The 23936-nt window shown below is 39.8% G+C and carries 21 protein-coding genes; 20 read left to right on the top strand and 1 reads right to left on the bottom strand.

What is annotated here, in order from left to right; all coding sequences use genetic code 11:
• The first annotated feature begins 48 nt into the window (after positions 1-48).
• The 5 genes from ADH99_RS05105 (at position 49) to ADH99_RS05085 (ending at position 5126) form a co-directional block, all read left to right on the top strand.
• Positions 49-1929 carry an acyltransferase family protein gene (locus ADH99_RS05105; protein WP_049555094.1) on the top strand — a complete coding sequence of 627 codons (1881 nt, stop codon included), beginning with the start codon at positions 49-51 and terminating at the stop codon, positions 1927-1929.
• Positions 1930-2084: 155 nt separating this feature from the next.
• Positions 2085-2438, top strand: coding sequence for a GntR family transcriptional regulator (locus ADH99_RS05100; RefSeq protein WP_049555093.1), 354 nt, complete (start codon positions 2085-2087; stop codon positions 2436-2438).
• Positions 2439-2456: 18 nt separating this feature from the next.
• Complete coding sequence (locus tag ADH99_RS05095) at positions 2457-3146, top strand: ATP-binding cassette domain-containing protein (RefSeq protein ID WP_049555092.1); 690 nt, start codon at positions 2457-2459, stop codon at positions 3144-3146.
• The gene (locus tag ADH99_RS05090; protein WP_049555091.1) at positions 3143-3946 is read left to right on the top strand and encodes a hypothetical protein; all 804 of its coding nucleotides are present in this window, start codon (positions 3143-3145) and stop codon (positions 3944-3946) included. The genes ADH99_RS05095 and ADH99_RS05090 overlap by 4 nt, the downstream gene beginning before the upstream one ends.
• A 13-nt stretch (positions 3947-3959) precedes the next feature.
• Complete coding sequence (locus ADH99_RS05085; RefSeq protein WP_049555090.1) at positions 3960-5126, top strand: hypothetical protein; 1167 nt, start codon at positions 3960-3962, stop codon at positions 5124-5126.
• 42 nt (positions 5127-5168) lie between these two features.
• Here ADH99_RS05085 and ADH99_RS05080 read toward each other — a convergent pair whose 3' ends face one another.
• On the bottom strand, positions 5169-5675 hold the full coding sequence (locus tag ADH99_RS05080; protein WP_039849251.1) for an FUSC family protein: 507 nt from the start codon (positions 5673-5675) through the stop codon (positions 5169-5171).
• Positions 5676-5786: 111 nt separating this feature from the next.
• Between ADH99_RS05080 and ADH99_RS05075 the strand changes: the two genes are divergently transcribed.
• From ADH99_RS05075 to metG, 15 genes are all read left to right on the top strand, one after another.
• Entirely contained in the window at positions 5787-6347 is a 561-nt protein-coding gene (locus ADH99_RS05075; protein ID WP_049555089.1) for a hypothetical protein, read from the top strand.
• Positions 6348-6454: 107 nt separating this feature from the next.
• Positions 6455-7129, top strand: a complete 675-nt coding sequence (locus ADH99_RS05070) for a glycoside hydrolase family 73 protein (RefSeq protein WP_049555137.1) — start codon at positions 6455-6457, stop codon at positions 7127-7129.
• Positions 7130-7172: 43 nt separating this feature from the next.
• Positions 7173-8297 carry an ATP-grasp domain-containing protein gene (locus tag ADH99_RS05065; protein WP_244266374.1) on the top strand — a complete coding sequence of 375 codons (1125 nt, stop codon included), beginning with the start codon at positions 7173-7175 and terminating at the stop codon, positions 8295-8297.
• 24 nt (positions 8298-8321) lie between these two features.
• Entirely contained in the window at positions 8322-10646 is a 2325-nt protein-coding gene (gene pcrA, locus ADH99_RS05060) for a DNA helicase PcrA (RefSeq protein ID WP_244266373.1), read from the top strand.
• A 3-nt stretch (positions 10647-10649) separates the two neighbouring features.
• Positions 10650-12656: an NAD-dependent DNA ligase LigA gene (ligA, locus tag ADH99_RS05055; RefSeq protein WP_152903689.1), complete on the top strand. Its 2007-nt coding sequence runs from the start codon at positions 10650-10652 to the stop codon at positions 12654-12656.
• A gap of 12 nt (positions 12657-12668) precedes the next feature.
• Entirely contained in the window at positions 12669-13796 is a 1128-nt protein-coding gene (locus ADH99_RS05050) for a CamS family sex pheromone protein (RefSeq protein WP_049555086.1), read from the top strand.
• Between the two features lie 65 nt (positions 13797-13861).
• Positions 13862-14170 carry an Asp-tRNA(Asn)/Glu-tRNA(Gln) amidotransferase subunit GatC gene (gene gatC, locus ADH99_RS05045; protein WP_049555085.1) on the top strand — a complete coding sequence of 103 codons (309 nt, stop codon included), beginning with the start codon at positions 13862-13864 and terminating at the stop codon, positions 14168-14170.
• Positions 14167-15624 (top strand): Asp-tRNA(Asn)/Glu-tRNA(Gln) amidotransferase subunit GatA, encoded by a 1458-nt coding sequence (gatA, locus tag ADH99_RS05040; protein WP_049555084.1) that lies wholly within the window; start codon positions 14167-14169, stop codon positions 15622-15624. Before gatC ends, gatA begins: the two co-directional genes overlap by 4 nt.
• Before the next feature lie 14 nt (positions 15625-15638).
• Complete coding sequence (gene gatB, locus ADH99_RS05035) at positions 15639-17069, top strand: Asp-tRNA(Asn)/Glu-tRNA(Gln) amidotransferase subunit GatB (RefSeq protein ID WP_049555083.1); 1431 nt, start codon at positions 15639-15641, stop codon at positions 17067-17069.
• A gap of 505 nt (positions 17070-17574) precedes the next feature.
• A complete protein-coding gene (locus tag ADH99_RS05030; protein ID WP_005607720.1) occupies positions 17575-17994 on the top strand; it encodes a DUF1934 domain-containing protein in 420 nt (139 codons plus the stop codon).
• Between the two features lie 77 nt (positions 17995-18071).
• A complete protein-coding gene (gene rpoE, locus ADH99_RS05025) occupies positions 18072-18686 on the top strand; it encodes a DNA-directed RNA polymerase subunit delta (protein ID WP_049555082.1) in 615 nt (204 codons plus the stop codon).
• A 109-nt stretch (positions 18687-18795) separates the two neighbouring features.
• Complete coding sequence (locus ADH99_RS05020) at positions 18796-19227, top strand: GtrA family protein (RefSeq protein WP_244266372.1); 432 nt, start codon at positions 18796-18798, stop codon at positions 19225-19227.
• A gap of 215 nt (positions 19228-19442) precedes the next feature.
• Positions 19443-20024, top strand: a complete 582-nt coding sequence (locus ADH99_RS05015) for a xanthine phosphoribosyltransferase (RefSeq protein WP_049555080.1) — start codon at positions 19443-19445, stop codon at positions 20022-20024.
• Complete coding sequence (locus ADH99_RS05010) at positions 20021-21283, top strand: nucleobase:cation symporter-2 family protein (RefSeq protein WP_148128833.1); 1263 nt, start codon at positions 20021-20023, stop codon at positions 21281-21283. The genes ADH99_RS05015 and ADH99_RS05010 overlap by 4 nt, the downstream gene beginning before the upstream one ends.
• Positions 21284-21877: 594 nt before the next feature.
• A complete protein-coding gene (metG, locus tag ADH99_RS05005; protein WP_275452438.1) occupies positions 21878-23935 on the top strand; it encodes a methionine--tRNA ligase in 2058 nt (685 codons plus the stop codon).
• The last annotated feature ends 1 nt before the right edge of the window (position 23936 follow it).

Genomic DNA, 23936 nt, shown 5'->3' with positions numbered 1-23936 from the left:
GCTGTTTTGAGATATAATGATGACAAACAGAATGAATGGAGAATTTCAATGGAGACTTCAAATTATCAAACGGGACTTTCTAAGTCAAATGCGCATCCACATCCTCCTGAAAAACAAAAACGGAAGAGGAGCGCAGCTTTAGATGGCTTGAAAGGTTTTTTTATACTTGCAATTATTTTATATTATTATTTTCAACATTTATTGCCTGGGGGCTTTTTGGCGGTAAATGGTTTTCTTGTAGTTGGGGGCTATTTAACCTTTAGACAGAATAAGAAGACTTTTGCCGAAGATTATCAAGAGAGATTCTCGTGGAAGAGTCTAAAAAGAATGTTTTTCCCGATGCTCTTTATGATTATCACGACCGTTGCTACGCTTTTTTTAATCGCACCGCAAATGTTATCCAATATTAGAGGAATGGCGCTATCCGCACTGTTCTTTGTCAATAACGATTATCAAATCTTTAGTCAACAATCTTATTTTGTACAGTCTGCTAATCCGAGTCCTTTTGTCCATCTTTGGTACGTTTCGTTATATGTCCAATTATTAATTGTTGGATTCTTGCTGAGAAAATGGATGAAGAAGATGAACTTTCTGCGGATGCAAGAGTTCGCACTGTTAGCATTTCTAACGATTGCTTCAGCAGTGGGGATGGCAGCTTTATATTGGTGGGAACAAGATCCATCGCATGTGTACTATCTTGTGTCAACTCGACTGTTCTCATTCACTTTAGGTGCTTCACTAAGCTATATTCATGAAGGAAAACTCTTAATCCCAGAAGACCATTCGAATAAGGGGAACTTGAATATTGCCAGCATCATTAGTATGGGGGCGCTCATTTGGATGCTCGTGACCTTCAATGGGATGCAAGCGGAAGTGTATTACATGATCATGCTAGTGTCTTCCATTGTCATGACATTACTGGTTTCATTTGCCATTCGTGAAGGCGTATGGCTTCACTATATCATTAGTTTTAAAGGCTTTACTTTCTTTGGAAAAAGAAGTTACTCTTATTACTTATGGTTTTATCCAATTCACTTAATCTTGCCATCCTTTTTACGGGGGGTTGAAGATTACTGGTTGAATGTTTTGATTCAATGGATCACGATAATTGTACTAGCTGAAATCACTTATCAATTATTTGAAAAAGAACGGATTCTGCTTCCGATTGGACAAGCGCATAGTCCGTACCGGTTAACGGCGTATATGAAATCCAACCTTCCAAAAGGCTTGAAACACTTCGGAATTGCTTTTTCATTAGTGTATCTGGTCTTTGCGGGATTAGCAGGAATTGGATTTGCGCAGGAAAAAGACCAAACCAGTGTGGTTCATGAAGTAGAAGAAAAAATTCGCAAAAATCAGGAATTGCTTCAAGAAACAACTGTGGAACCTACTACGGAAGCTGTCACAACCGTAAATTCGGAAGTAAAGGCCAATATAGAACAACAAGTTCGACAAACGCCAATTACTTTTGTAGGAGATTCCGTCTTATTAGCTTCTGCCAATAAATTAAGAGAAGTCTTTCCAAATGCTTATGTGGACGGTGAAGTGGGACGTCAATTGTATTACAGTACTCCTGTCGTTCAAAAACTAGTGCAACAAGGAAGATTATCTCAAACGGTCGTATTTGTACTTGGTTCAAACGGAGCCTTTGCAAGTGCGCAAATCGATTCTCTCATTCAAGCAGCAGGCAACCGTGACATTTTCTTAGTAACGGCAGGATATGAAATTAAATGGGCAAAAGAAGTAAACGATCAGCTGAAAGCAGCCGCTGAACGGTATCCAAATGTGCATTTAATCGACTGGGGAACTTATGCGAAAGGACGCACGAAAGAGTTGCTCTTCGAGGATGAAATTCATCCAAATGATACTGGAGCAGCCGAGATGGCGAACTTAATCTTGCAAGAAATGGTGAAATTAAAATTACAATAATGTTAAAGACGACTCAAATGGGTCGTCTTTTTTATTTTCTAAAAATATTTTTGAAAACGCTATTGACAAATGAGTGTACTAAGCGCATAATACAGTTAAAAGAAAGTGTATTATTCGATTAATACACTAATACAATCGAAAGAAAGGAGAAGCCGATGATTGTATTTGATAAAAGAAGTCCGGTTTACGAGCAAATTGTCGCGTATTTCAAGGCGGAAATAGTATCCAAACGGCTAAAACCCGGACAAGAAATGCCAAGTAGACGAGAACTGGCTCAGGTGATGCAAGTGAATCCGAATACGGTTCAAAGGGCATTTCATGAAATGGAGGCTATCGGTCTTGTGACAACGGGAAATAATGTAATGAGTAGAGTGACAGAAGATGAGGATAGAATCGAACAGCTAAAAGAAGAAATGTTGGAAGAAGCTATTACGAGTTTTGTCGATGCGATTGCTCCGCTTCATCTCTCTCAAAAAGAGATTATCGACCATCTGAGTCAGAAATTGTGATAGGAAGGAGAGTTCTAAATGTTAACGGTACAAAATTTAAGTAAGAAATTTGGAAAAAAACAAGTGTTAGATGATATTTCGTTTAACGCGAAAAAAGGGGAAGTCACAGCGCTCATCGGTGTGAATGGGATTGGGAAAACAACCATTATGAATTCTATTGCGGGCTTACTCCCTTATGACAAAGGCGAAATCGTGATTGATGATATGCCAGTGCGTAAGGTGTTTGCTGAGAAAGTCAGCTACATTACGGATAGTTCTATTATCTCTCCAAATCAAACGGTAGATGAAGCGATTGATTTTATGCGTACCTTCTATCCAAACTGGAATCGTGCGAAAGAAAAACATTTACTGAAGTTCTTCCGATTGAACTTAAAAGACGAAGTGAGGTCTCTTTCAAAAGGGAATGTAGCCAAGTTGAATTTACTGCTAGGAATGGGACTAGACACGGATTATATTTTGATGGACGAACCATTCTCCGGAATTGACGTCTTTACACGTGAAGAGATTGCACGCGTGTTTACGAGTGATTTATTAGACGGACGAGGCGTACTAATTACAACACATGAAATTAATGATATTGAGTACATTGTAGACAAGGCGCTCTTGCTGGACGGAGGAAAAATTGTTAAAGAATTTTATCCAGAACAAGTTCGTGAAGAAGAAGGGAAGTCTATCGTAGATGTGATGAGGGAGGTATACTTACAATGAGAAAAGTCATTCAACTAACGCTTTATAATTTAGGCCAGGCCAAAGGATTTATTCTCGTTACGGCACTGCTTCAAGTATTGATTCAAGTCGGTCTTCAGTTTTTTACGATAGTAACTTCTGGGCTGCTGAGTGGAATGAGAATTTTAACTGAAAAACAAGAAATTCTTCGAGTGGTTCTCGTAGAAATCAATATTGGATTACCTGTATTTTTTGCAGGAGTGGCCATTCTTGTCTATAGTGCGATGATTTGGTCGAAAGAGTGGAGTACAAAGGGTTCCTTCATTTACCGATTATTGATGTTGCCAGGGTCCCGCTTTAGTGTGTACTTATCGAAGTTACTAACAATGCTGATCATCACGTTCTTCCTACAAGGTGTTCAAGTGATTGGAGTATTTTTAAATTACACTCTTTCAAGAGTATTTATTCCGAGTCTTGATTCCTATCACGTGACACCATGGTCTCTTGTGACGAATTCCATTGCTATGCAGACGGTTGTTCCAAAATATGCGACTCAATTTTTCTTCTTCTTCCTATTTGGGATAGCGGCTATCGTAACCATCTTCCAAATCACCTTATTAGTGGTGGGAGTTGAAAAAAAATCCACAACAACGAAATTAATGAGTATCATCGGATATATCTTACTCCTTATCATTTATGTAGGAACCGTCTCTCGTTACCAATGGAGTTTCTATTTCATCGGATCTGAAACCATACTCTATTTAGGAACGGGAATAATCGTGTGGATTATCGGCAATTTATTACTCAGTGATTATTTATTAAATCATAAGGTCAGCGTATAAGGAGGTTTGGATAATGAAATCAAGAAAATTTGCAACAGTCATCTTTGCGCTCGGTGGTCTCATGTTCCTTAGTAGTGTAGGATTTGCAGTCTATAAAGATGTCAAACCTGCTCCTGTCTCTCTGCAGTTATCACAAGAAGAGAAAAAACTCGTTGAAGGAGCGACGTTTCAGTTTACTCCCTATACACAAGATATTACCAATCATAATGGTGCTACTCACGCACTTTTAGACGGAGAAGTGAAACGAATTGGTTTTGGAGATCATCTCTACTCGTATAGTTTACGAAATCAAATGAAAGATTTTTCAGTACTTGATAGACCACATTACGGAACTTCTATCACTTTCAAAGGATATAAACTCTATTACGGATCACAATTTAATGTGTATCAGACAAATAATGACCCAGTGATTGGATATACATTGATGAATACAGAGACGAAAGAGTTGGTTTCCAATACGGTATCCATTCCAAAAGAAATCCGCGGGGACCGTACGTATATTGAAACTCCTACCTTCTACAGAGATGGGGATACTTTATACGCAGTTATGCAATGGAGCGATTCTGATAGAGGGCATTATCTATTAACGTTTTCGATTGACTTGAAGACGGGGACTCCTTCTAAATTGGAAAAAGTCAATTTACCAGGAAATCTACAAGAATTCCACTGGAGAGTCGCTTCAAGCGAGAAAGTCTATGATCCGCAAAGACTCATCATGGGGTCTTCTTATTCGAAAGAAAACCAATTCCATTGGATAACTTTTGATGCGAAGAAGAAACAATTCAATGAAATTGAATCGACTGAGACGATGGCTTTTGAAAACACAAGTGTATATGTAGTGGAGGATCAAGTGTATTTAATTTCTTCTGAAAAATCGAAAGAATTGTCTCAAAGTCAAGGGTATAAAGAGCCAAGTGAACGAAAGAATAATAAATTGACTCTATACAAAATTGGTGCCAATCATCAATTAGAACTTAGTCAAACCATTGAAACAGATCCATATGCTCCACTTCCATACTTAAATCAAGGGAATTTGGTGATGATTTCTTTAGTAGACGGAAAACCAACACTACGAGTACAATCGCTCAAAACAAAAGAAATATTATTATCCAAACCGATCGATGTGATTGAAAAAGTGTTCTTTACGAATGCCAATAGCTATCGCGGTGGGGATCGCTAAAATAAAAAAGCTACGTTAGGATTTCCTAACGTAGCTTTTCGTTTATGCTTTTTCTTCAGTTTTCAAGTGCGGGTTTGGAAGAAGATGGTTCACTCCAATAGCAATCAATGCGCCGATGAGGGTATCCAAAATTCTTTGAATCGCATAGGCGGTATTTTGTCCGGCCTCCACATTAAAGAAAATGACTAAGAAGGTTGAACATGAATTAATAACGCCGGTTTTATTGAATTGATTACAAAACAAAATGATTAAGATAATTCCAATCGGTGCTAGTAATAAATCCGTATATTCTTGGTACGGAAGAATGGCTCTTAATTGGAACAGCAGAATAGCGACCACCCCACCTGTAGTGTTACCTACAAAACGAGAAAGCGCAAATTTAAAGGTTTGTTCGTGGTCGGTTCTTAGGCTAAAGATGGCGGATAGTGCAGCCAGCATCGGAGAACCACGATGTAATACTCTAAATAGCACAACGCAAAGAAATACTGATATAGCGGTTTTTAAAGTACGTAGTCCGATATGAAATGGATTTTTTGAAGTTTGGGACACACTCTCACCTCTCTTTAAAGATAACGTTATTATAATATACGATAGTGAAAAATGACAAAAATTTGAAAAATGAACCTAATAGGTGTATTATAGTGTTAAGAGGTGATGAAGATGCATGAAGCATTTGTATTAATTGTTGTAAATGCCATTCGAGAAAGATATCTCTCAGAAAAAGCATTTTACACACAAGAATTAGGTATTAGTGGGCAAAGTTGGACAAGATGGAAGAATGGAGAAAGAGGTTTGAAATCTGAAAATATGCAGAAGATTTCAATGCTATTTACGGACTACGAGTGGATGCTGGTGCACAAAATTGCCAGAAATGCGGACGTTCTTCCTGAGGTGGCTTCTGATCCGGTGGCTGAATATTTAAGGCTAAAAGTCCAAATTGCTAATCATTGGATTCGTCAAGAAAATGTACGAGTGGAATGGAAGACAGCTGCTGTTAGTAAGGGAAAATTCAAAGAGAATGTGACCATCTTACGCATTGCGACGAATTATGGAAGCTGGAGTTATCAAGATATTATTGAAATTCGAATTGTAGGGATTACACATAAACAAATTGGAACAAAGAAACAAGGCTTACTCGAGTGGATCAGGGACGAAAAAGCCCAACAGAAATATTTAGAATACGGTAAAAACGTATTTGTTCCAGAAAATGATGCAGAATAAAAATTGAATGATTAAAATCACGGATACTCTCTTTAAATCAAGGGGGTATCCATTTTTTTATAGGGTATTTTATGATAAAATTGAAAGATAAAGAAAGTGGTGAAATTGTGGCGAAAAGAAAGAAAAGAAAAAGTAAATTCGCGTTTCATCTTGTAGAGTGGTTTAAGTCATTATCTAAATTGACGGCGCTTCTCCTCGTAGCTGTAACGAGTGTTCTTTTGGCCGGAACCATCACATGGTTGTCTGAAAATAAACCGCAGCACAAGGCAGAGACGTCTACAAGAGAGACCTTCATAGAGACGATTGCTCCAGCCGCCCAAAAAGCATATCGCGATTATGGAGTATTGCCAAGTGTCAGTTTGGCGCAAGCAATCCTCGAATCGAACTGGGGCGAAAGCTTATTAGCGAGCAAATATTATAATTTATATGGGGTAAAAGCGACGACTGCACAGCCGAATGTAGTGCTTGAAACAGCAGAATTTGTCAATGAAACATGGATAACGATTAATGGTCGTTTCCGTGTATATGATAGCTGGGCAGATTCAGTGGAAGCTCATGCGCAACTGTTGGCATATGGGGTAGATTGGGATCCAACGCTCTATCATAAAGTGCTAGGGGCTAGAAATTATAAACAAGCAGCTCAAGCCTTGCAAGATGCAGGATATGCCACCGACCCAACCTATGCACAAAAGCTGATTCAAATGATTGAAGAACATCAATTGTATCAATATGATAAATTGCCAAGCGAAGAAACAACCGCATCTGTGCGAAGAGGTTCTTAAGAAATCAAATTCATTCTAACGTATGCAAAAGGAGAGGATATACATGAGTCAATTATTACCAGGATCCATTGTCGGAATCATTGGGGGAGACGAGCAAGTTGCATCAGTTGCAATTGCTGCTAGAAAGATGGGGTATGTTGTATATAGCTACCATCAATCGAACGAGGCTGCTATTTCGATGGCAGAATATGAAATTGTGTCTTCCTATGATGACCGTGCATCCTTACTTGATTTTGCTGAGAAAGTAGATACTCTCCTTCTGATGACGAATTTAGTTTCTGTAGACACATTAGTGGCTCTAAGTAGTAAAACAAGATATTACCAATCATTGGAGCTAGCCGAAATTTCTCAAAATCGTACGGTCGAAAAATTATTTTTAGAAGAACATGCAATCAACGTAGCTCCTTATGGGATTGTCACCCATGTTGGGGAATTGCCTACTTTATTAGAAAGTATTGGGCTTCCCGCTTTTCTAGAAAGTAATCAAGTCCATAGCCGATATGAAGAACCTATCGAATTATATGATCAAGATATTGACGAGCGAGTTTTGGGGAAAATTGAAGAAGGGCCAAGTATGTTGACTGCCTTTGTCCCTGCTCAACGCCATTTTTCGTTGACTGTTGTTCGTGACTATGAAGATCGTGTAACGATTTTACCAATTACAGAAGATGTATATATCTCTGGAAAATTAAAGTATAGTATTGCTTCACGTCGGATGAATCCAGAATGGGTTCAAGAGTTGAAGAGGATTGCTTTTAAAGTCGTAGATTATCTTTCAGGGTCAGTGGTGCTATCGATTCAAGTGTTGATGGGAAATAATGGCATTTTTTATGTAAAATCGATTAATCAACTGCCTTTAATCCAACAACAATTTGGAAGTGCACAACTAGGAAAAGGATTATCGGACATCATTACGCGAGTAGCCACAGGACTTCCGGTGGAATACAAGAAACCTACTGAAGAAATGATTCTAGTGCCGATTTATGAATCCATGCTCGAAAAAGCAAGTTTATTAACACTATTGAAACCAAAATGGGATTTTGAATTTTTCCAAACCTCACCTAAGAGAGCAACAGACATCTTAGGAGTGATTCGATTAAGTGGAGGATCCAGTGTGGATCTACTTGGAGAGATTGAAGTTTCAGATTTATTCTTTAATGGAAAATAGTTCCTCAAGGAAAGGAAAGAGTAAGTGAAAAATTCAAACGAATTAATTAAGGAAATGAACCCTCGCCAAAAAGAAGCGGTCATGCATACACAAGGTCCGCTTCTCGTAATGGCGGGGGCTGGAAGTGGAAAGACGCGCGTGTTGACGCATCGAATGGCTTATATTTTAGCCGAGGAAGAAGTGCAACCGTGGAATATTCTAGCGATTACGTTTACGAATAAAGCAGCTAGCGAGATGAAAGAACGTGTGAGTGCTCTAGTGGGCGAACAAGCTAACGATATGTGGGTCTCCACTTTTCACTCAATGTGCGTTCGTATTTTACGAAGAGATTGTGAACGCATCGGTCTTGCAAAGTCGTTTACGATTATCGATTCTGGGGATCAACTATCCGCGATGAAACGCATTATGCAAAAGCTAAATATTGATTCGGATAGGTTTGATGCGCGTGGAATCTTAGCAAGTATTAGTAATGCAAAAAATAATTTTGAAGATGCGGAAACCTTCGCAAAGACACATGCAAACTTCATGGACCAAATAACCGCGAAGTGCTATGTCGAATATGAAGCGGAAAAACGCAAAAATATGACCGTTGACTTTGATGATTTAATCATGTTAACGGTGAAATTGTTTAAAGAGCATTCAGATGTCTTAGCGTATTATCAACAAAAATTCCACTATATCCATGTGGATGAGTACCAAGATACAAACCATGCACAATATCTACTGGTGCAACTACTTGCGGATAAGTTCAAAAATATTTGCGTGGTTGGGGATGCCGATCAAAGCATTTACGGTTGGCGTGGAGCCGATATGGAGAATATCTTGTCGTTTGAACACGATTATCCACAGGCGAAAGTGGTCTTACTAGAGCAAAATTACCGTTCGACGAAGACGATTTTAAAAGCAGCCAATCAAGTGATTGAAAATAATCAAAATCGTAAACCAAAAGAGTTATGGACCGAAAATGAAGCAGGGGACAAGATTACCTATTATTGTGCGGCTTCCGGTTATGAAGAGTCTCGTTATGTGATGAGAACCATTCAAAAGATGGTGAATTTTGATGGGTACGATTATAGTGATTTTGCAGTTTTATACCGTAGTAATGCTCAATCACGGACCCTTGAAGAAGATTTGTTAAAGGCGAATATGCCTTTCAAAATGGTAGGGGGCCAACGATTCTACGAGCGTATGGAAATCAAGGATTTACTTGCCTATTTACGTTTATTAGTGAATCCGACCGATGACTTTAGCTTTAGACGTGTTGTGAATGCACCAAAACGCGGTATTGGTGGAAAGAGTATTGAAAAATTAGAAGACTTTGCTCAAATGCACGGCTTTTCTCTTTTAGAAGCTTCCGCTGAGACGACTCTTAATGGAATTAGTGGGAAAGCAGGGAAGGGCTTAGCCGATTTTGCAAAATTGATTAGCGATTTAACCAAGATGCAAGAGTTTGTTTCGCTAACCGATTTAATCGAAGAAGTCATGATAAAATCAGGCTACATTGCCTCTCTTGAACAGGCGCATACCATGGAAGCTGATGCGCGAATCGATAATATGCGCGAATTCCTATCCGTAGCCAAAGAGTTCGAAGAAAAACGGTTCGATTCTGAAGCAGAGGAATCAGTTTTAGTTCAATTCTTAACGGATTTATCCTTAGTAACGGATATGGAAAATGAAGAAGAAACGAGTGCTTCTCAAATTACATTGATGACCTTGCATGCGGCAAAAGGGTTAGAGTTCCCAGTCGTTTTCCTTGTGGGGATGGAAGACGGAATTTTCCCTTCTGCAAGAACCTTACAAGAAGGTGATGAAGAAGAGGAGCGTCGATTAGCCTATGTGGGTATCACACGTGCAGAGAAAAAGCTCTTTATGACGCGTGCGTATTCAAGACTGCTCTACGGGAAAACGCAACATTACCGCGAATCTCGTTTTATGCAAGAAATTGATGACCAACTTCTTCAAAAAGAAGGAGAAACGATTAGCGACTCTTATTATTCAAGTAGTTTCTACTCAGAAAAACCAAGTTATAACAGAAGTTCTTCTGCTGCAACGGGTGGGGGACTCTTTGATCGTTACCGCAATACTAATGCGCAAAAGAATGAGGGATATTTACAAAAGAAACCTCACTCTTCTGCAAGCATTCAGCGCGTAGAAAAACCAACGCCAACGTCTGCTTCAAGCGATGGATGGACGGTTGGTATGAAAGTATCTCATAAGAAATGGGGCACAGGAACTGTAGTCCGTATTACCGGTGAAGGAGATCGTCAAGAACTTGACGTGGCTTTTGCGGGGATGGGGATTAAGCGACTCCTTGCAAGTTTTGCCCCAATTGAAAAAATCGAAGAATAGAGGATGAAGATGAGTACAACGATTCAACAAAGAATTGAACAGCTTAAAGAACAATTAAATCGTTGGAGTCATGAGTATTATGTGGAAGATAAGCCCACCGCAACAGACGCAGAGTACGATAAGGCGTATCATGAATTACTAGCTCTAGAAAAAGAACATCCAGAATTTGTGACGGCTGATTCTCCTACGCAACGGGTGGGGGGAGAAGTGCTCGAGCAATTCCAGAAGGTCACGCACACCAATCCGATGCTCAGCCTTTCAAATGCTTTCTCAAAAGAAGATTTGGAAGAGTTTGATGCGCGTCTTCGTAAGTTAACGAACCGAGCCATCGAGTATGTGTGTGAACTAAAAATCGATGGACTTTCTATTGCGTTGACGTATCAAAACGGGCAGCTTCAACTTGGAGCAACCCGCGGAGATGGAACGACAGGTGAAGATGTAACAGGCAATGTGCGCACGATTAAATCAGTACCCTTGTCTTTAAAAGAGCCTTGGAATGTCGAAGTGCGCGGTGAATGTTATATGCCAAAAAAATCATTCGTGGCATTAAATGAGTCTCGCGAAGAGGAAGGGCTAGAAGTTTTTGCTAACCCAAGAAATGCTGCGGCAGGAAGCCTCCGCCAGCTCGATTCAAAAATTGCGGCGAAGCGAAACTTGTCCGTCTTTTTATACAGCAGCCCTAGTGTGGAAGAACTAGGTGTTTCTACACAAGAAGAGTTGTTGGAGAAGATGGCAGAGATGGGCTTTGTGACCAATCATGAGCGATTAAAATGCCAAACGATTGATGAAGTGTGGAATTACATCGAAACGATTGGTGCCAAACGTCCAGACTTGCCGTATGAAATCGACGGTATGGTGATTAAGGTCAATGATTTTGCCGCTCAAGAAGAAATCGGCTATACGGTCAAAGCACCGCGTTGGGCCATTGCGTATAAATTCCCAGCGGAAGAAGCGCAGACAGTGGTTCGCGATGTGGAGTGGACGGTTGGACGTACTGGAGTAGTCACCCCAACTGCAGTGATGGATCCGGTTCAATTAGCAGGAACAACGGTGCGCAGAGCCAGTTTGCATAATATTGATTTGATGAAAGAAAGAGATATTCGCTTGGAAGACACCGTTGTGATTCATAAGGCAGGAGACATTATCCCAGAAGTCACACGTGTGATTTTGGAGAAACGTCCAGCAACAAGTCAGCCGTACGAGTTCCCAACAACTTGCCCAGTCTGTCATGAAAAGTTAGAGCATTTGGAAGATGAAGTAGCGATTCGCTGCTTGAATCCAAAATGTCCAGCCCAACTGACAGAAGGGATGAGCCATTTTGTTTCACGAAATGCGATGAATATGAGTGGAATTGGGCCAAGTATCATTAAGCAACTCTTTGAAGAAGGTCTAGTTCTTGATGTGGCCGATTTATACAAATTAACTCTAGATCAGCTATTAGCATTAGACAAAATTCAACAAAAGAGTGCAGAAAATATTCTTGAAGCCATTGAACAGAGTAAAGCCAATTCCTTGGAACGCCTTCTAACAGGGTTGGGTATCCGTCATGTAGGAACCAAGGCTGCTAAAGAACTGGCACAACATTTTGGAAATATGAAGGCTTTACAAGAGGCGAGCATTGAACAATTGTTGGAAATTGATGGTTTAGGTGATATTATTGCTTATAGTGTAAAAACTTATTTTGAACAACCATCCGTTCAAGAACTTATCCAAGAATTGCAAGATCGTGGAGTGAATATGAGCTATCTTGGAAAGACAAAAGCAGACAGTGAAGCTTCAGGACATATTCTAAGTGGAAAGACTGTCGTTTTAACAGGGACATTAGAACAATTAACAAGACAAGATGCAAAAGAAAAATTGGAATCGCTTGGAGCGAAAGTGACAGGATCTGTTTCTAAGAAGACAGACGTTGTAATTGCTGGACATTCAGCCGGAAGCAAGTTGGATAAAGCCAACGCGCTAGGGATTGAAGTGTGGAGTGAACAACAATTTCTGGATTCTCTTGCATAGAAAGGAACTCATATGAAACATAAATTACGCTTGGGATTATTAGGGTTAATGAGTGCATTCACCTTAGCCGCCTGTGCAGATATTACTCAAGCCAATCGCCAAAATACAAATACGAAAAATGATGCCAATACAAAAGTGGTTCAGTCGACAACGAATCAACTGTCCAATAATTTTTATCGTGCATTGATGACTAATGGGAAATATCAAGTGAGCCAAAACCGTGGAGCTACTTTAAGCTTGAATACGGGATTTAATTTAAAAAACTTCGAGACAGGTTTAATTGACCTTTCAAGAAATGTATTTCCTACGAATCAGTATTTCTTTAGAGAAGGACAGATTATCGATGCTGATACAACGGCTAAATGGATTGCTCGTAAAAGCGATAAAAATCCAGAAGGCTTGAATCCTGCTGATAATGGAGATACTTCCCCAACAGGACGTGCCCCGCTCTATTTAGCGCAGATTTTGGAACAAGACTACATGATTCAAACAGAAAACAATTTTGAATTAGGTGGGATTAGTATCGGGGTTGCGATGAACAGCGTTGATTATTATACAAATGGCGATCGTGATGCAGAAACTGAAATTTCAAAAGAAGTCATGATTGAACAAGCGAAAACGATCGTGAACCAAATCTTAACAAGACTGCGTCAAAATGATGCGCTTAAAGCTGTGCCAATTGTCTTTGGAGTTTTCAGACAAACTTCAAAAGATGATATTGGTGGAGGCGTTTATGTCTTAGAAGCGACTTCTGTTGAAGGAACCGAAATTACAAACTGGACGAATGTAAATCAGAAAGTGACCGTGTTACCGCTAGTGAACGAAGCAGCTACAGAAGAGTCAACAGCTTTTGAGAATTTCAAAACAGAAGTGCAAAACTTCTTCCCAAATCTTTCAGGAGTGACGGCTCGGGTGAAATATCAAGATAATGTGGCTAAAAAAATGGTCGTTGATATTATGACGCAATTTTATGGCGAATCTGAAATTATTGCCTTAGCACAGCATGTAACCGATGCAGCGAATAAATACTTATCGAAAACAACTCCAGTAGAAGTGCGTATTAGTTCGATTAATGGGGTAGAAGCGTTCTTGATGCAAGATTTAACGCAAGGTGTGTTCACTTACCATATATTCGATTAATATTGATAACAATGCTTAAAGTGTTTACAATAAAAAAGTAATGATTTTGAAAGCGAGGAAAAGAAATGGCCATTGAGGAAAAAGAAGTTAGACACGTTGCCAAACTTGCAAAGCTAGCTTTTGCCGACAATGAAATCCTTCATTTTACAGAACAAATGAGCGATATCATTGATATGGTGGAACAATTAAACGAAGTAGATACAACGGGTGTGCCTGTCACCACTCACGGTTATCCATTAGTAAATGTGATGCGAGAAGACGTTGCTGAAAAAGGAACAGACCGCGACTTATTAATGCGTAATGTGAAAACGAGCGAAGATGGATTTATTCAAGTGCCTGCAATTATGGGTGAAAACGAGGAGGGTGAAGCATGAGTATTATTGAAAACAAAACATTAGTTGAGCTTCACGAAGGTCTTCGTAATAAAGAATTTACTTCTGTGGAATTAACCAAAGAAACATTCGAGCGTATCCATGCTTTAGAACCTAAAGTAGAAGCGTTCGTGACATTAAACGAAGAAGAAGCGTTAAAACAAGCAGCCGCTGCTGACGAAAAAGGCTACGGAGAAGAAGCGTCTCTTCAAGGTCTTCCAATCGGGATTAAAGACAATATCGTGACTCGCGACCTTTTAACAACTGCTTCAAGCCGTATGTTAGAAGACTTCAACCCAATTTACGATGCGCATGTAATGGAATTATTAAAAGCTGAAGGTGCGGTGAACGTTGGTAAATTAAACATGGACGAATTTGCCATGGGTGGTTCAACAGAAACTTCTTACTTCAAGAAAACAAAAAATCCTTGGGACTTAACAAAAGTGCCTGGTGGCTCTTCAGGTGGTTCTGCCGCTGCAGTTGCTTCTGGCGAAGTATTAGCATCTCTTGGTTCTGATACAGGTGGTTCAATCCGCCAACCTGCAAGTTTCACAGGGATTGTTGGGATGAAACCAACATATGGTCGTATTTCTCGTTATGGTTTGATTGCCTTTGCGTCAAGTTTAGACCAAATCGGACCATTTACACGTACGGTTCAAGATAATGCCTTAGTATTAAGCGCGATTTCTGGATATGACCACCGCGATTCAACAAGTGTGCCTCAAGAAGTGCCTGCCTACCATAAAGGATTAACAGGCGACATTAAAGGCATGCGTATCGCGTTACCAAAAGAATATTTTGCTGAAGGCGTGGACCCAGAAGTTCAAGCTGCTGTATTAAAAGCGGCTGACCAATACCGTGAAATGGGAGCTATCGTTGAAGAAGTGAGCCTCCCTCACTCTAAATACGGGATTCCAGCGTACTATATCATCGCTTCATCAGAAGCTTCTTCGAACTTACAACGTTTCGACGGAATCCGTTACGGTCACCGTTCTACAGACGCAGAAACATTAGAAGATTTATACGTGAAGAGCCGTTCTGAAGGTTTCGGAATGGAAGTAAAACGTCGTATCATGCTTGGAACATTCAGTTTAAGTTCAGGTTACTACGATGCTTACTTCAAAAAAGCGGGACAAGTACGTACTTTAATCAAACAAGATTTTGCAAAAGTGTTTGAAAACTATGATTTAATCTTAGGACCTGTAACAACTTCTGCTGCATTCGGATTGGGCGCACACAGTGATGACCCAATCGCAATGTACATGGCGGACTTATTAACCGTTCCTGTAAACTTAGCTGGACTACCAGCAATCTCAGTTCCTGCTGGATTCACTAACGAAGGCTTACCAGTCGGAATTCAATTAATCGGAAATTACTTCCAAGAAAAAACTATTTACCAAGCAGCGTATGCATTTGAACAAGCAAATGATTACTACTTACGCCGCCCACAATTATAAGGAGGAACAATGACATGAACTTTGAAACAATTATTGGTTTAGAGTGCCACGTTGAATTAAAAACTGATTCAAAAATGTTCTCTCCATCACCAGCGCATTTCGGTGCGGAACCAAATACAAATACAAACGTAATCGACTGGGGATATCCAGGGGTGCTTCCTGTCGTAAATAAACGCGCGTTAGAATTCGGAATGCGTGCAGCTCTTGCGTTGAACTGTACCATTTCTCAAGATACAAAATTCGACCGTAAAAACTATTTCTACCCTGATAATCCAAAAGCGTACCAAATCTCTCAATTCGATTACCCAATCGGTCATGATGGCTGGATTGATATCGAAGTAGAAGGACAAACAAAACGTATTCGTATTGAACGTGTTCACCTTGAAGAAGATGCGGGTAAAAATACGCACGGAACAGACGGATTCTCTTATGTGGACTTAAACCGTCAAGGAACTCCACTGATTGAAATCGTATCAGAAGCCGACATGCGTTCTCCTGAAGAAGCGTATGCGTACCTTGAAGCAATTCGTCAAATTATCATGTTTACAGGTGTTTCTGACGTGAAGATGGAAGAAGGTTCAATGCGTTGTGACGCGAACATTTCAATTCGTCCTTATGGTCAAGAAAAATTCGGTACAAAAACAGAGTTGAAAAACTTAAACTCATTTAACAACGTGCGTAAAGGCTTAGCGTTCGAAGAAGTTCGTCAAGCGAATGTCCTACGTAATGGAGGAGAAATCCTACAAGAAACACGTCGTTTTGATGATGCGACTGGTCAAACCATCTTAATGCGTGTCAAAGAAGGTTCAAGTGACTACCGTTACTTCCCAGAACCAGACCTACCAAACTTCCAAATCTCAAATGAATGGATTGAAGAAGTTCGTGCGTCCATTCCTGAAATGCCAAGCAAACGTCGTGAACGTTACGTGAGCGAATTTGGTTTACCAGAATACGATGCAATGGTATTAACATTAACAAAAGAAATGTCTGATTTCTTTGATGCAACGGTTGCGGCGGGTGCTGACCCTAAACAAGCTTCAAACTGGTTAATGGGTGACATCTCAGCGCACATGAACAGCAAGAAATTAGAATTGAAAGACTTGAAGTTAACACCAGAAAGCTTAGCAGAAATGATTCAATTAATCGCGGACGGTACTATCAGTTCGAAATTAGCGAAGAAAGTCTTCTTGCTATTAGCCGAAGAAGGCGGAACGGCGAAAGGTGTTGTTGAAAAACACGGTATGGTTCAATTGAGTGATCCAGCTCAGTTATTACCGATTATTCAAAATGTGTTGGATAACAATGCACAGTCGATTGAGGACTTCAAGAATGGGAAAGACCGCGCTGTTGGATTTTTAGTTGGGCAGATTATGAAGCAAACGAAAGGGAAAGCAAACCCTGGCGTTGTAAACCAACTATTACAACAAGAGTTAGCGAAATACTAAAAATATAAACTTGATGGCTATGAATTTTTTCGGATATCTTCATAGTAGCTGTAATAGGGCAACGGCTCGAGCCGAAGTCTCTCGCCTTTAAAGCCTCAAAGGGGGAGTAAGGAAATAAATTCCTAACTCCCCCTTATTCGTTTTAATGCTTTTCCTATTACTGCTACTATAGAATCCGAAAACTTCTCCGCCATCAAAAGCTTTTTTGAATTTACAAACCTTTTGAAATATGGATACAACACAGAGTTTGCTGGCCCTTTAAAAATTCAAAGAAGGGTGGATGGAGAAGAATGAGGTTGGGTGCGTTGTAGTCTGTGTAAAAGACAACTACATAAGAATTTGTAAGGTTCTCCCACCCCAAAAGTTCCGAAAACTTCTCCGCCATCAAAAGTTTTATGAATTTAGAATCCTTTTTGAAATAGGGGCTAAAGCGCAGAGTTTGCTTGCCCACTAAAAATCCAGAAAGGATAGAAGAGAAGAAATAGGCTTGAGAGGGGGATGGAAGATGAAATTAACGATTGAAACGGTATTGAGTCAAGGCGGGGAAACGATGAAGCAACGTATGCTTGCGGATGCGACTCGTCTTCGTAAGGACTCTGGTTTTGTACTTAGTTATGTGGAAGAAGAAACTAATACGCGCGTGAAAATAGAAGTGAATACGACAGAAGCTACTCCTCAGGTAACTTTACACCGTCAAGGAGATGTGCGTAGTCAAATGGACTTTCATCATACAAAGGCGACTAAGGGAATTTACGAATTAGGCGCAGGGAGACAAATGCATTTTGAGATTCGAACCAAACAAGTACACCTCGAAGAGACGGAAGAGATGGTGTTACTAGTACTGGAATACCAATTATTCCAACAAAAACAACTGATTACGAGCTCTTTAGTGACCTTTCAGCTTCAAATCAAGGAAAATGTATAAAAAATCTCTCTAAACTAGCATAAACTTTGAAAATTATGCTATACTGTGTAAGATGAACTGGAAAGGAAGTGTAACCATTGGAATTAAAGAAACTCGATGGCATTAACAAAAACGAATTATCAATGGTCGAAGTAGCGCATGCTATTTTAGAAGCGAAGAATGAAGTTTTAGATTTCAACCAATTATTAGTAGAAATTCAAGAATATATGGAATTAAGCGACGAAGCGTTAGAAGCTCGTATGGCTCGTTTTTACACAGATTTAAATATTGATGGAAGCTTTATCTCACTTGGAGATAATCGTTGGGGCTTACGTGATTGGTATCCAATCGACTCAATCGATGAAGAAATCGCAACATCAATGGAAGATGAAGAAGTGAAGAAACCTCGTAAGAAACGTAAGAAAGTCAATGCGTTCGGAACTGAAGATGATCTTATCGATTACAATGATGATGATCCAGAAGATGAAGAACTTCTTGATGACGAAGATCTTGATAGTGATGATTTAGATGATGATATGGATGTTGATTTAGACGACGATGATGAAGAAGATGAAATCGATGCCTATCGTTCTGACTTAAATGAACTAGGTGCAGATGAAGATCTAGAAGACGATGTAAGTGTGGAAGAAGATCTAATTATCATTGATGACGAAGACCTTGATAGCGACTTCGACGAAGAAGAGGAAGAATAATCTTTCTTTAATAACAACTATCAAAGCACAACTTATGATTTCATGAGTTGTGTTTTATTTTGCAGTTTATTGTATAATAGGATGAACTTGAGACTTGGGAGGCGAGAACGTGCAAGAAAAATTGAAAAAGGTGTTCGACAAGACCTTTCTAACCTTTATAGCAGTTGGTGTTGTTAACACATTATTTGGGATGACCATCATGTTCTTTTGTTACAATATTTTAAACTTGGGATACTGGTTTTCTTCAGGAATGAATTATCTTTGCGGTAGTGTTTTAAGTTATTTCTTGAATAAGAAGTTTACGTTTAAAGTGGAAGAAACAACAAAAAAATCGATTATCCGCTTTATCATCAATATCACGGTTTGTTATATTATTGCCTATGGTATCGCGAAACCACTTGTGTTGTACTTGTTTGCAGGTCTTGGTGAAAAACTTCAAGGAAACTTGGCGTTAGTAGCTGGAATGGGCCTTTTTGTATTACTAAACTATGTGGGTCAACGGTTTTGGGCATTTAAACAAGACGAACCTACAAACGATTAAAGAGAAGTAAAACGAGCAGGTTTTCTGCTCGTTTTTTTGTTGGAGAAGGACCCAAAAAGAACATTAAAGAGAAAAACAAGGTAAATATTCGTAAAAATAGAAAAATGATTCTAAAAACAGTTGAAAAATAAGAACCGTAACTGTAAAATAAGAACTATCTCAATCCAGCAAGTTATTAACGTCCGTTTTTTAATCCCCAGGTTTAAGGAGGAGTTATGGAAACATTAGAAGCTCGTATTTTAAAAGATGGTTATGTGTTAGGTGAAAATATCCTTAAAGTAGACTCGTTTTTAACGCATCAGGTAGATTTACACTTGATGAAAGAAATTGGAGAGGTTTTTGCGGCAAAGTTTAAAAATGCTGGGATTACAAAAGTGGTTACTATTGAAGCATCAGGGATTGCTCCAGCACTGTATACGGCAGATGCCTTAGAAGTTCCAATGATTTTTGCGAAGAAATCCAAAAATATCACGATGAATGAAGGAATTCTAACAGCAGAGGTGTTTTCATTTACAAAGCAAGTGACCAATACAGTGTCGATAGCTAGTAAATACCTTTCAGAGAAGGACAGAGTGTTAATCGTGGATGATTTTCTAGCGAATGGCCAAGCCGCAAAAGGATTAGTCGAGATTGTTGAACAGGCAGGAGCCAAAGTCGAAGCGGTTGGAATTGTCATCGAGAAATCTTTCCAAGATGGAAGACGGTTATTAGAAGAAGCGGGAATTCCAGTCTTTTCTCTGGCGCGTCTAGAACGGTTTGAAAACGGAAAAGTTGTGTTTAAGGAGGCTGACCTATAATGCAGCAGGAAAAGCATTCCAAGGCAATGGTGCTGGGACTTCAACATTTACTAGCGATGTATTCAGGATCGATTTTAGTACCGATGATGATTGGACAGGCGCTTGGCTATAATAGCGAGCAACTGACATATTTAGTCTCAACAGATATTTTTATGTGTGGGGTAGCCACTTTTCTTCAGTTGCAACTCAATAAGTATTTTGGGATTGGGCTCCCTGTCGTGTTAGGCGTGGCGTTTCAATCAGTTGCTCCATTAACGATTATAGGACAGAGTCACGGAAGTGGAGCCATGTTTGGCGCGCTGATTGTCTCGGGGATTTTCGTTGTTCTAATTTCGGGAATCTTCTCAAAACTGGCGAACTATTTTCCTGCCATTGTTACCGGCTCTGTGATTACAACCATTGGACTCACGCTCATTCCGGTTGCCATTGGAAATATGGGAAATAACGTAGCGAATCCAACTCTAGAAAGTTTAACACTAGCTCTCATTACAGTTTTTATTATTTTAGTCGTTAATATTTTTACGAAAGGATTCCTCAAATCCATTTCCATTCTACTAGGATTAGTGATTGGGACTTTGATTGCTTCTGGAATGGGCCAAGTGAACTTTACACCTGTGATCCAAGCGCCTCTCCTTCATATTCCTACCGTATTTTATTTTGGAGCTCCAACTTTTGAATTTTCTTCCATTGTGATGATGTGTATTATTGCGACGGTATCAATGGTGGAATCAACAGGGGTCTATCTAGCTTTGTCTGATATTACGAAGGATCCAATCGATGAAACACGACTTCGCAACGGGTACCGAGCAGAGGGGTTAGCAGTACTCCTTGGAGGGGTGTTTAATACATTCCCTTATACAGGCTTCTCTCAAAATGTCGGTTTAGTGAAAATGTCTGGGATTAAAACACGTCTTCCGATTTATTACGCAGCAGGCTTTCTTGTACTCCTTGGACTCCTTCCAAAATTTGGCGCTCTTGCACAAATCATTCCAAGTCCGGTCATTGGTGGGGCAATGATTGTTATGTTTGGATTCGTATCGCTTCAAGGCATGCAAATGCTCGCTCGTGTGGATTTCGTTAATAATGAGCATAACTTCCTCATTGCAGCGGTGTCTATTGCAGTAGGAGTCGGGTTCAATAATAGCAATCTTTTCAATAGCCTCCCAACTGCATTTCGAATGTTCTTCTCGAACGGAATCGTGATGGCCAGCATCCTTGCCGTAGTCCTAAACGCGATTCTCAATCGTAAGAAGAAATAAAAAAATCCGTTATCTCCACCCAAAGAGAAGGTCTCCCCCTTCTCTTTTTTCTATTCTCTCTTGAAGTTTCCTTGCCTTCTAATGTTTCCAACCACCCAAAAAATACGAGAAAATAATGTGGAGCAGAAAAAAATAAACTCAATTCAGTTGGATTTCAAGCCTTTCTATATAGAAGATTTCGGAGAAGCTTGCGGATTTTATAATCGCAGTAACGGGGAATCGCATCGAATGTGAGGGAGAAAGACAGAAATACTGTAAATACATTAATGTATTTACAATATTTCGTTTTCTTTCCCCCACAAAGTTGAATAGGAATGAGCAAGCTAGATATAGCGTAGCTCATCCCATTCAACCACTGTGCTTAGGCGGAGTAGGGACGTGTCCCGTACTCCGCGTTTGAAGCTTCGAAGGGGCAAGACTACAGGCTTGCACCGGTGCCCCGTAACAGCGATTATAAAAAGAATCCGCAAGGATTCTAAGAAATCATCAGCACAAACCCAACTCCAGAAAACCCAAATTGAATCTAAGTACAATTTACATCCCAATCGCGCTCCACTTTGTTTTCACTTCTCGTATTTTTTTGATAGGTATGGTATACTAACCCTATGTTTAAAGAATTTCAAGGAGGCTCTTCCCAACATGGCTGAAGACAAAAAAACATTCTATTTAACGACTCCGATTTACTATCCGAGTGGTAATTTACATATTGGTCATGCCTATACAACTGTAGCCAGTGACGCAATGGTCCGCTACAAAAAATTGCAAGGTTTTGACACTTACTTTTTAACAGGAACAGATGAACACGGACAAAAAATCCAAGAAAAAGCAAAAGAAGCAGGCGTTTCAGAAATTGAATTCGTCGATAAAATCATTTTCGGCATTCAAGATTTGTGGAAAGAGTTAGATATCTCTTACGATGATTTTATTCGTACGACTCAACCACGCCATACGAAAGCTGTTCAAAAGATTTTCCAAAAGCTTGTCGATAATGGAGACATATACCTTGGTGAATACGAAGGTTGGTATTCTGTATCCGACGAAGAATACTTCACAGAAACACAATTAGTCGAAGTATACCGCGATGCTGAAGGAAATATGATTGGTGGGGTTGCGCCAAGTGGACACGAAGTTGAGCTTGTCAAAGAAGAATCTTATTTCTTCAGAATGAGCAAATATGCTGACCGCTTATTGCAATATTACGAAGAACATCCAGATTTCATTCAACCAGAATCACGTAAAAACGAGATGATTAATAACTTCATTAAGCCAGGTTTGGAAGACTTAGCGGTTTCTCGTACGTCATTTGACTGGGGGATTCCAGTACCAAACGATCCAAAACACGTGGTTTATGTATGGATTGATGCCTTATCAAACTACATTACAGCACTAGGATATGGTAGCGACGATGAAACATTATTCAACCGTTACTGGCCTGCAGATGTGCATTTCATCGGAAAAGAAATCGTTCGTTTCCATACGATTTACTGGCCAATTATGTTAATGGCGTTAGATTTACCATTACCGAAGAAAATCTTCGCACACGGATGGTTATTGATGAAAGACGGTAAAATGTCTAAATCAAAAGGAAACGTGGTAGATCCAAACACTCTTATCGAACGTTACGGCTTAGATGCACTTCGTTACTACTTATTACGTGAAGTGCCATTCGGTTCTGACGGAATTTTCACTCCAGAATCTTTCGTAGAACGCATTAACTATGACTTAGCCAATGACTTAGGAAACTTATTAAACCGTACTGTTGCGATGATTAATAAGTATTTCGATGGAACCATTCCTGCATACACTGCACCGGTTTCAACATTTGACCAAGAATTAGTCGATGCTTCAAAAGCGATGATTGTGGAAGTCGAAGAAGCGATGGAAAACATGCAATTCTCAGTAGCACTTGCTGCAATCTGGAAATTCGTTTCTCGTACAAATAAATATATCGACGAAACAACTCCATGGGCCGCTGTGAAAGATGAAGCACGCCAAGAAGAATTAGCACGTACAATGAATTACTTAGCAGAAAGCTTACGAATTATTGCCGTTGCCTTACAACCATTCTTAACGCAAACTCCTGGCCAAATCTTGGCTCAATTAGGAATTTCGGACAGCGCGTTAATGGATTACCCTTCATTACACACATTTGGTGTCATTCCTGAAGGAACTAAGGTGGTTGAAAAAGGTCAACCAATCTTCCCACGTTTAGATGTGGAAGAAGAAGTGGCTTACATCCAATCTAAAATGGGTGGAGCACCAGTCGAAGAAGCAAACACTGACTGGAACCCAGAAGAAGTGGAACTTTCAAGCGAAAAAGAAAGCATCAAGTACGACGACTTCGACAAAATCGAATTAAAAGTCGCAGAAGTTATCGAATGTGGACCAGTGGAAGGGGCAGACAAATTGCTTCAATTCCGCTTAGACGCTGGAGATGCTGGCGGTCACCGTCAAATCCTTTCAGGGATTGCGGAATGGTACCCAGATCCAAGTATTTTCGTCGGTAAGAAAGTCGTGATTGTTGCGAACTTGAAACCACGTAAAATGCGTGGACAAATCAGCCAAGGAATGATTCTTTCGGCTGAAAAAGATGGCGTCCTTCAAGTGGTATTTGCACCAGAAGGAATGCCAAATGGCTCAACCGTAGCTTAAT

The sequence above is a fragment of the Granulicatella sp. 572.rep1_STHE genome, from assembly GCF_001073445.1.
GTDB classification, from domain to species: Bacteria; Bacillota; Bacilli; order Lactobacillales; family Aerococcaceae; genus Granulicatella; species Granulicatella adiacens.
This window is presented reverse-complemented; position numbering and strand designations above follow the sequence as displayed.